Annotated in this window: 10 protein-coding genes; 3 read left to right on the top strand and 7 right to left on the bottom strand. The window is 73.7% G+C overall.

Annotated elements, in window-relative coordinates; all coding sequences use genetic code 11:
- Positions 1 to 36 precede the first annotated feature (36 nt).
- Both ggt and cutA read left to right on the top strand, forming a co-directional pair.
- The gene (gene ggt / locus E1300_RS44410) at positions 37 to 1,791 is read left to right on the top strand and encodes a gamma-glutamyltransferase (RefSeq protein WP_131763292.1); all 1,755 of its coding nucleotides are present in this window, start codon (positions 37 to 39) and stop codon (positions 1,789 to 1,791) included.
- Positions 1,792 to 1,847: 56 nt separating this feature from the next.
- Complete coding sequence (cutA, locus tag E1300_RS44405; RefSeq protein ID WP_131763291.1) at positions 1,848 to 2,207, top strand: divalent-cation tolerance protein CutA; 360 nt, start codon at positions 1,848 to 1,850, stop codon at positions 2,205 to 2,207.
- Here cutA and E1300_RS44400 read toward each other — a convergent pair.
- Complete coding sequence (locus E1300_RS44400; protein WP_242619789.1) at positions 2,135 to 2,785, bottom strand: MarR family winged helix-turn-helix transcriptional regulator; 651 nt, start codon at positions 2,783 to 2,785, stop codon at positions 2,135 to 2,137. The genes cutA and E1300_RS44400 overlap by 73 nt on opposite strands.
- Positions 2,786 to 2,897: 112 nt before the next feature.
- Here E1300_RS44400 and E1300_RS44395 point away from each other — a divergent pair, with 112 nt between their 5' ends.
- Entirely contained in the window at positions 2,898 to 4,433 is a 1,536-nt protein-coding gene (locus tag E1300_RS44395) for an MDR family MFS transporter (protein ID WP_131763290.1), read from the top strand.
- Between the two features lie 28 nt (positions 4,434 to 4,461).
- Here E1300_RS44395 and E1300_RS44390 read toward each other — a convergent pair whose 3' ends face one another.
- The 6 genes from E1300_RS44390 to E1300_RS44365 all read right to left on the bottom strand — a co-directional run.
- On the bottom strand, positions 4,462 to 5,322 hold the full coding sequence (locus E1300_RS44390) for an oxygenase MpaB family protein (RefSeq protein WP_242619788.1): 861 nt from the start codon (positions 5,320 to 5,322) through the stop codon (positions 4,462 to 4,464).
- A 164-nt stretch (positions 5,323 to 5,486) separates the two neighbouring features.
- Entirely contained in the window at positions 5,487 to 5,786 is a 300-nt protein-coding gene (locus E1300_RS44385) for a metal-sensitive transcriptional regulator (protein WP_131763289.1), read from the bottom strand.
- Positions 5,787 to 5,888: 102 nt separating this feature from the next.
- Positions 5,889 to 6,479, bottom strand: a complete 591-nt coding sequence (locus E1300_RS44380; protein WP_131763288.1) for a histidine phosphatase family protein — start codon at positions 6,477 to 6,479, stop codon at positions 5,889 to 5,891.
- A gap of 41 nt (positions 6,480 to 6,520) precedes the next feature.
- Entirely contained in the window at positions 6,521 to 7,636 is a 1,116-nt protein-coding gene (gene ald, locus E1300_RS44375) for an alanine dehydrogenase (RefSeq protein ID WP_131763287.1), read from the bottom strand.
- Positions 7,637 to 7,801: 165 nt separating this feature from the next.
- Positions 7,802 to 8,611 carry an SAM-dependent methyltransferase gene (locus E1300_RS44370; RefSeq protein WP_131763286.1) on the bottom strand — a complete coding sequence of 270 codons (810 nt, stop codon included), beginning with the start codon at positions 8,609 to 8,611 and terminating at the stop codon, positions 7,802 to 7,804.
- A gap of 137 nt (positions 8,612 to 8,748) precedes the next feature.
- The coding region (locus E1300_RS44365; RefSeq protein WP_207400323.1) for a glycerate kinase at positions 8,749 to 8,967 on the bottom strand (219 nt) is incomplete at its 5' end.

Below are 8,967 nucleotides of genomic sequence, written 5' to 3'. Positions count from 1 at the left end.
GCTACGCAGGGTATCGCGCGCCGCTGACGGCGTCCCCTGCACTCGCGAACCTCACCGCCCGCGCCGCCGTCCCGGCAGCCGGTCGCGACGGGCTACGGGGGCGCGGTCTCCACGGTCGACCCGGACGCCAGCCGGACCGCGATCGAGGTCCTGCGGCGCGGCGGCAACGCGATGGACGCCGCGATCGCCGCGGGCGCCACGCTCGGCGTGACCGAGCCGTACGTGTCGGCGATCGGCGGCGGGGGCTACATCACCTACTACGACGCGCGGACGCGCCGCGTGCACGCCTTCGACGGCCGCGAGTTCGCGCCCGCCGCGATGCGGGCGGACTCGTTCGTCGACCCGGCCACCGGCAAGGCGCTCCCGTTCGACCAGGCCGTCACCAGCGGCCTCAGCGTCGGCGTGCCCGGCACCCTCGCCCAGTGGGACCTCGCCCTCCGCCGCTTCGGGACCCGCGACCTGCGCACGCTGCTCCAGCCGGCGATCCGGGTCGCCGAGAAGGGCTTCGTCGTGGACCAGGAGTTCCGCGACCAGACCGCCGTGAACGAGGCGCGCTTCCGCGACATCGTCCCGACCCGCGAGCTGTTCCTGCCGGGCGGCAAGCTCCCCGAGGTCGGTTCGGTGTTCCGCAATCCCGACCTCGCGCGGACGTACCGGGAGCTGGCGAAGCGCGGCCCGGCGTGGCTGTACAAGGGCGAGCTCGGCAAGGAGGTCGCGCGGACGGTCGCCAAGCCGCCCGTCGATCCCGCCGCGTCCCGCAACGTCCGCCCGGGGCTGATGAAGCCCGCCGACCTCGCCGCGTACCGGGCGCTCCCGAAACGGCCGACGCACGTCCCCTACCGCGGGCTGGACGTGTACGGGGAGCCGCCGTCGTCGTCCGGCGGGTCCACGGTCGGGGAGGCGCTCAACATCCTCGGCAACTTCCGGCTGGACGCGAAGGACCCCGTCACGGCCCTGCACTACTACCTGGAGGCGTCCAAGCTCGCCTACGCCGACCGAGGCGCCTACGTCGGCGACCCCGACAAGGTGAGGGTGCCCCTGGACGAGCTGCTCTCGCAGGGGTTCGCCCGCGAGCGCGCCTGCCTGATCAAGCCGGACCAGGCGGCCGCCGCCCCGGTCGCGGCCGGCTCGCCGGACGGGCGCTACGCCCCCTGCGTCCCGCCGGGCACCCAGACGCGCGCGCTGGCGTTCGAGGGGCCGCAGACCACGCACCTCGTCGTCGCGGACAGGTGGGGCAACGTCGTCGCGTACAACGTCTCGATCGAGCAGTTCGGCGGGAGCGGCATCACCGTCCCCGGCCGCGGGTTCCTGCTGAACAACGAGCTCACCGACTTCACCCTCCAGCCGCCCGCGCCCGGCGCGCCCGCCGACCCGAACCTGCCGGCCCCGCACAAGCGGCCGCGCAGCAGCATGGCGCCGACGATCGTGCTGAAGGACGGGCGGCCGAAGCTCGCCGTCGGCACCCCCGGCGGTTCGACGATCATCACGACCGTGCTCCAGATCCTGCTCAACCGGATCGACCTCGGCATGGACCTGCCCGCCGCGCTCGCCGCCCCGCGCGCGACGCAGCGCAACACCCCGAGCGTGTTCGCCGAGCAGGCGTTCATCGACCGGTACGGCAGGGACCTCGCCGCGCGCGGCCACCGGCTGGACCCCTTCCCGGGCCCGCCGCAGGGCGTCATCGGGGCCGCGACGGCGCTGGAGGTGCTGCGGCCGGGGCTCGTCCAGGCGGTCGCCGAGCCCGTCCGGCGCGGCGGCGGCAGCGCCCTCGTGGTGAGCCCTGCCCACTGACAGGTGTTACGGCAGGTCAAGGCGTGCCGGGACGGTGAAGGGGAAGGAGTCGTGCCATGGCGCAGTCTTACGTGCAGGTGACGACGACCACCGACTCCCGTCCCGAGGCGGCCGAGCTGGCCAAGTCGGCCGTGTCCGAGCGGCTCGCGGCCTGCGCCCAGCTGGTCGGGCCGATCGCCAGCACCTACTGGTGGGAGGGCGAGATCGAGGCGGCCGAGGAGTGGATGGTGGTGTTCAAGACCACCGCCGACCGCTTCGACGAGCTGGCCACGCTGATCACCGACGGGCACTCCTACGACACGCCGGAGATCATCGCGACGCCGGTGGTGGCGGGCAGCATGGACTACCTGGCCTGGGTGGCCGAGCAGACCGAGCCCGGCGAGCGGGACGAGGCGGTGGACGAGCCGGAGGACTGATCGTCCGGTGACCCGCGGTCCGGCTCCTCCGGGGAGTGCTCCGGGGATTCGGCGTGCGGTCCGTCCGCGGGGGCGTCGGGCCGGCCGTCCGGTCCGGCCCGCTCCATCGTCTCGACGAGCAGCCTGAAGCCGCGCAGGAAGTGGACGCGCTCCTCCGGGGCCAGGGCCTCCAGGGCGGTCCGCAGCGGGCGCAGCCGGCGCCAGGCGAAGCGCTCGACGACGCCGCGGTGCCGCTCGTCCAGGCTGACGATCATGCGGCGGCGGTCCCGTTCGTCGGGGCGGCGCGCCACGAAGCCGCCGCGCTGGAGCTCGCCGACGAGCTGGCTCACGGTGGCCGGGCTCAGCGCCACCTGCCGCGCGAGCACGCCGACGGGCACGGGGCCGTGCAGGACGAGCGCGAACAGGACGGGCACGTGCCGGGGCCCGAGGTCGGCGTGCCGGACGAGCCGCATCAGCTCCGCGGCCTCGCCGCGCCCGCCGTGGCCCTTGAGGCCGCGGACCAGCCGGCCCATCAAGGGGATCATCGTCTCCAGGTCCGCGTCGACCGAGTGTTCGGGAGGAACTGGCACTGGGGACATGTCTTGAATTTCAACATATTCCGTGGTGCACTGCCAATGCGTTGAACTTCAAGACGAAACAGACGCCGGCGCGGCCCTCCCCGGGCGGGGCCGCCGACGAGGGGGTCGGATCATGGCAGAGAGCCCACCCGCCGAGACGACGCGGTCGTCCGGCGCTCCGCGAGCCGAGGGGCTCGACCGCCAGGTGATCGTGCTCGGCCTGGTCATCGTGGCGGGCAACGTGATGGCGATCCTGGACACCACGATCGTCAACGTCGCGCTCCAGACGCTGGGCCGCGACTTCGACGCCGGGCTGTCCACGATCCAGTGGGTGATCACCGGCTACCTGCTGGCCCTCGGCACCGTCATCCCGCTGACCGGCTGGGCGATCGACCGCTTCGGCGGGCGGACCGTGTGGATGACCTCGATCGTGCTGTTCGTGCTGGGCTCGGTGCTGTCGGGCTCCGCCTGGAACATCGAGTCCCTGATCGTCTTCCGGGTGCTCCAGGGGCTCGGCGGGGGCATGCTGATGCCGACCGGCATGGCCATCCTGACCATGGCGGCCGGACCGCACCGCATGGGCCGGATGATGAGCATCATCGGCGTCCCGATGCTGCTCGGCCCGGTGCTCGGCCCGGTCCTCGGCGGCTGGCTGGTCGAGGACGTCGACTGGCGCTGGATCTTCTTCGTGAACCTGCCGGTGGGCGCGCTGGCCCTGGCGCTGGCCTGGTGGAAGGTCCCGCACGGGCACGGCGGCGACCGGCCGCAGGCGCTCGACCTGCGCGGGCTGCTCCTGCTGCCGCCCGGGTTCGTCCTGCTGATCTACGGCCTGTCGACCGCGAGCAGCGGCGGCGGCTTCGGGCGGCCCTCGACGATCGCCTGGCTGGCGGCCGGCGCCGTGCTGGTGGCGCTGTTCGTCCTGCACAGCCTGAGCCGCGGGGGACGGTCGCTGATCGACGTCCGGCTGTTCGCCGACCGCACGTTCGCCACCGCCTCCGTCGCGATCTTCTTCGTCGGCATCGCGCTGATGGGCTCGATGCTGCTGATCCCGCTGTACTACCAGACCGCGCGCGGCGAGGGCGCCCTCGCCGCGGGGCTGCTGCTGGCCCCGCAGGGCCTCGGCGCGGCGTGCGCGATGCCGGTCGCCGGCGTGGTCGTCGACAGGTTCGGCGCCGGGCGCATCGTCCCGGTCGGGATCGTGCTGCTGGTCGTCGGGACGATCCCGTTCGCGCTCGTGGAGGCGGACACGTCCTACTGGCTGCTCGGCGGCGCGCTGTTCCTGCGCGGCCTCGGCCTCGGCTGCACGATGATGCCGACCATGTCGGCCGCGCTGACGACGCTGACGCGCGCGGCGGTGTCCCGGGCGTCCAGCTCGCTGAACATCATCGTGCAGCTCGGCGGCTCGGTCGGCACGGCGCTGCTGGCCGTCATCCTCTCCCGCGAGATCAGCGACCGGATCCCGCGGGCGGGCGGCGGAGGCGGCGTGGGCGGCATGGGCGAGATCCCCGATCAGGTCCGCGCGCAGGTCGCGCCGCAACTGGCCGACGCGTTCGGGACGACGTTCTGGGTGTCGCTCGCGCTGACCGCCGTGCTGATCGTCCCGGCGCTGATGCTGCCCCGCCAAGGCGTCAAGGCCGAGGCGAAGGACGCGCCGCCGCCGATAGGGTGACCGGCCTCCGGGGTCCGGGGCGCCGCCGTCAGGAGGCGATGGACCAGGCGGCCGCCTCGGTCTCGTGCTCGCGCGTGAGCCGCAGCGCCCGCTGGGCGTCGGGGGAGTAGCGGTACCGCTCCGGGACGACGTGCGTCGTCCGGTACAGGCCCTTGAGCGCCAGCGTCGCGGCGAGGTCGGACGTGGGCAGCCCCGGCAGCCCGTACATCCGGCGCGCCCAGCGCGGCAGCGTGGACACCACGAGCATCCCGGCGCCGGGCGCGGCGAGCTTCAGCGGCAGCAGGCGGCGGGGGACGGCCGGGCTGAACATGCGCCGCAGCCCCTCGCGGGCCTCCGAGCAGGCCCACACGCGCCGCCGCATGCCGTCGTAGTAGTCCCGCATCTCGGCGACGCTCCCGGGCACGGCGGACGGGTCCAGGCCGACGACCTCGGCGGCGCGGCGCTGCTCGTCCACGAAGGCGTCGGCGTCCGCGGCGGTGAGCGGGACGCCGGCGCGGCGCGCCACGTCCAGGTAGGAGTCGACCTCGCCCATGTGCACCCAGAGGAGGTTCTCGGGGTCGTCGACCCGGAAGGTCTCGCCGGTGCGCAGGTCGAGGCCGCTCAGCTTGGAGTGCAGCTTGCGCACCCGGCGGCCGACGCGCTCGACCTCCGCCTCGGTGCCGTAGGTGCGGACGCGGACGAACTCGACGGTGCGGGCCAGCCTCGCCCAGGCGGCCTCGGGGTCCATGAGGGCGGAGTTCTGCGCGGTCCCCCACATCGACCTCGGATGGAGGGCCTGGAGCAGCAGGGCGCGGACGCCGCCGACCACCAGGACCGGCTCGCCCATGACCCGCCACGTCACCGAGCCCGGGCCGAAGAGGCCGTGATCCTCCCGCACGCCGTCGTGCACGCCGACCGCCCCCTTTCTCCTCGCGCGCGGAACGCGCCCGGCGCCAGAGTAACCACATGCTTATTTCCCGGAACAGGGCCCTATCACACCGCCCTGTCCCACCGGTAGCGGCGCGACGGGGCAGAAGACCGGGACGGGACGCCGGGACGGGACGCCGGGAGCGGTCAGCCGCGGCGCATCAGGCGCCCCACGGCGGCCATCAGCTCCGTGGACATCATGTCGCCCTTGCCCTCCTCGGCGCCCTCGGCGACGCAGTGGCGGACGTGGCCGTCGAGCAGGCCGAGCGCGACCTTGTCCAGCGCGGCCTGCACGGCGCTGATCTGGGTGAGCACGTCGATGCAGTAGCGGTCGTCCTCGACCATCCGCTCGATGCCGCGGACCTGGCCCTCGATCCGGCGCAGCCGCGTCTGGAGCTGGTCCTTGGTGGCGGTGTACCCGCGGATGGGGGTCTCGCTGGTCGCCATCTCCGTCCTCGCAATCGGTCTCGGGGCGGCCCGGGGCGATACCCCGAAGGGGTGGCTCTCCCCCCTGAAAATCCTATGCGGTGGACGCCGCCGCCCGCGCGGTCACGGAGCGGGGACGTTCCAGGAGGTGATCACCGGTCGCCCGTGCTCGGTGCCGAGGGTCGACAGGGTGCCGGTGTCGAGCGCGAACGACCGCCCGTGCGCCGCGTCCAGCCCCAGGTACCGGGCGGTGAGGACGCGGAGGACGTGCCCGTGCGCGACCAGCGCGACGTCGCCGTCGGCGAGCAGCGGCCGGACGCGCGCGAGGACCCGGTCGGTCCGCTCGCCGACCTGTTCCACCGTCTCGCCGGGATGCTCGGCGTCGCCCGGGACCACCCCGTCCGCCCAGAGGAACCAGCCGGGCCGGTCCTCCTGGATCGCGGCCGTCGTGATCCCCTCGTAGCCGCCGTAGTCCCACTCCCAGAGGTCGGGATCGGTGCCGTCGACCTTCAGGCCCGCCAGCTCGGCGGTGCGGCGGGCGCGCTCGGCGGGGCTGGAGAACGTCCGGACGATCCGGCGCCCGGCCAGCAGCGGCGGGAGGGAGCGCGCCTGCTCCTCGCCGTGCTCGGTGAGCGGGAGGTCGGTGCGGCCGGTGTGGCGGCGGTCCCGGCTCCATTCGGTCTCGCCGTGCCGCAGGATGATCAGTTCCCCCATGCGCCCCACTCTAGGGCGTCGGCGCGGCGGACCGTCAGCCGTCAGCCGAGCACGGACTCCGGCGGCGACCAGGGCAGGCCGTGCGCCTCGCCGACGTGGTCGTAGACCAGCCGCCCCGCGTGGGTGTTCAGGCCGCGGGCCAGCGCCGGGTCGTCGCGCAGCGCGTCCCGCCAGCCCTTGTCGGCGATCGCGACCGCGTAGGGCAGGGTGACGCCGGTGAGGGCGTACGTCGAGGTGTTCGGCACCGAGCCCGGCATGTTCGCGACGCAGTAGAAGATCGAGTCGTGCACGCGGTAGGTCGGGTCGTCGTGCGTGGTCGGCCGGGAGTCCTCGAAGCAGCCGCCCTGGTCGATCGCGATGTCCACCAGCACCGAGCCCGCCTTCATCCGGGCGACCAGGTCGTTCGAGACGAGCTTCGGCGCCTTCGCGCCCGGGATCAGCACGGCGCCGATGACGAGGTCGGCCTCGCGCGCCTCCTGCTCGACGGTGTAGGCGCTGGAGACCAGCGTCCGCAGCCGGCCCTGGTAGATCGCGTCGATGTGGCGGAGCCGGTCGACGTTGACGTCCAGCACCGTCACCTGCGCGCCCATCCCGACGGCGATCTGGGCGGCGTTCAGGCCGGACACGCCGCCGCCGATCACCAGCACCCGCGCGGGCGCGACGCCGGGCACGCCGCCCGGCAGCACGCCGCGGCCGCCGTTGAACGCCATCAGGTTGTAGGCGCCGACCTGCGGCGCGAGCCGCCCGGCCACCTCCGACATCGGGGCCAGCAGGGGCAGCGAGCCGTCGGGGAGCTGGACGGTCTCGTAGGCGACCGCGGTCACGCCCGCCGACAGCAGCGCGTCGGTGCACGCGCGGGACGCGGCGAGGTGCAGGTAGGTGAACAGGACCTGGCCCTCGCGCATCCGGTGGTACTCGGGCGCGACCGGCTCCTTGACCTTGAGGATCAGCTCGCCCTCGGCCCACACCGCGTCCGGCCCGTCGAGGATCTTGGCGCCGGCGGCGGTGTACTCGTCGTCGGCGATGGCCGACCCGAGTCCGGCGCCGCGCTCGATGAACACCTCGTGGCCGTGCCGGGTGAGCTCGTGGGCCCCCGCGGGCGTGATGGCCACCCGGTACTCGTGGTTCTTGATCTCTCGGGGCACGCCGATCTTCACGGGAGCTCCTCCGTCAACGCTGACCAGGCCCTACGCCTCAATCGTGCGGTTCGAGGCCCCCGCGCCGCCACGTGCAGGATGCAAAGCTATCGGGCGATTCCATGACAGAGTGTAAAGCGGCCCTGGTGGCGCGGGCACGTCCTGGGACGGCCCGCGCCGCAGGGGTCACGGCTTGCGGGCGATACCGCCGTACATGAGCCGGTGGCCGACGGTGAGCTCCGCCGGGACGTCCCCCTCCGGGCGCCACAGCGGCAGCGGCACCACGCCGGGCTCCAGCAGCTCCAGCCCGTCGAAGTAGGCGGTGATCTCCTCGGGCGTCCGGAAGCGCCCGGTGCCGAGCAGCGACAGGTACTTCCGCTCGGCGTCGACGGCCTCCTGGCTGGAGGCGCAGAAGCTCGTCACGAACAGGTGGCTGCCGGACGGGACGGCGTCCATCAGCGTCTCGACGATCCGCTGCGGGCCCTCGTCGTCGTGCAGGTGGTGCAGGATCCCGACCAGCATCACGCCGACCGGGCGGTCGAAGTCGATGAGCCGGCGCACCTCCGCGTGCGCGAGGATCTCCTCCGGCTCGCGGATGTCGGCGGTGACGACCGTGGTGTTCGCGTTCTCGGCCAGCAGCGCGCGGCCGTGGGCCAGCACGATGGGGTCGTTGTCGACGTACACGACCCGCGCGTCGGGCGCGACCGCCTGGGCGACCTGGTGGGTGTTCTGGACGGTGGGCAGCCCCGACCCGAGGTCGAGGAACTGGCGCAGCCCGGCCTCGCCCGCGAGGAAGCGGACGCCGCGGCCGAGGATCTCCCGGTTGTAGGCGGCGACGTCGTAGATCTCCGGGATGATCTTCACGATCTCGTGCACGAAGCCGCGGTCGACCTCGAAGTTGTCCTTGCCGTTCAGGACGACGTCGTACGCGCGAGCGATGCTCGGCTTGGTGACGTCGATTCCGAGTGATGCCCAGTCGTACCGCTCTTGCGCCATGGGGTGCCCGCCTCGTGCCGCTGTGAAGTTCTCAAGATCCGCCGCCGGGGCTGATCGTATGCGGCCGGATCCCCGGCCGCCCGGTGATCCGGGGAAATTCGACCGGATCGGGCCGAGATGCGGTGGAACGATCCGATTCAGGGGGCGGCCGGGGGCAGCCACTCGTCGGCGATCGCGACGGTCAGCTGCTCCAGCAGCGGCCCCGCGCGGCGGACGCGGCGCTCGGCGTCGGGCTCGATGTCGGCCAGCGCGTACACGGCCTGGATCCGCGCCCTGCGCAGCCGCTCGCCGGTCAGCCCGCGGCTGCCGGCCACGGCGACGACGGGCGCGCCCGCCCGCGCCGCGGCCCGCGCCAC

Source organism: Actinomadura fibrosa, assembly GCF_900659615.1.
Taxonomy (GTDB): domain Bacteria; phylum Actinomycetota; class Actinomycetes; order Streptosporangiales; family Streptosporangiaceae; genus Spirillospora; species Spirillospora fibrosa.
Note: the sequence above shows the minus strand (reverse complement) of the source record. Positions and strands in the feature narration are given on the sequence as shown.

Coding starts and splice junctions, on each gene's coding strand:
- E1300_RS44385 (WP_131763289.1), bottom strand. CDS start 5,786: ATGGCGACCAGCGAGACCCCCATCCGCGGGTACACCGCCACCAAGGAC.
- cutA (WP_131763291.1), top strand. CDS start 1,848: ATGGCGCAGTCTTACGTGCAGGTGACGACGACCACCGACTCCCGTCCC.
- E1300_RS44395 (WP_131763290.1), top strand. CDS start 2,898: ATGGCAGAGAGCCCACCCGCCGAGACGACGCGGTCGTCCGGCGCTCCG.
- E1300_RS44370 (WP_131763286.1), bottom strand. CDS start 8,611: ATGGCGCAAGAGCGGTACGACTGGGCATCACTCGGAATCGACGTCACC.
- E1300_RS44380 (WP_131763288.1), bottom strand. CDS start 6,479: ATGGGGGAACTGATCATCCTGCGGCACGGCGAGACCGAATGGAGCCGG.
- E1300_RS44400 (WP_242619789.1), bottom strand. CDS start 2,785: ATGTCCCCAGTGCCAGTTCCTCCCGAACACTCGGTCGACGCGGACCTG.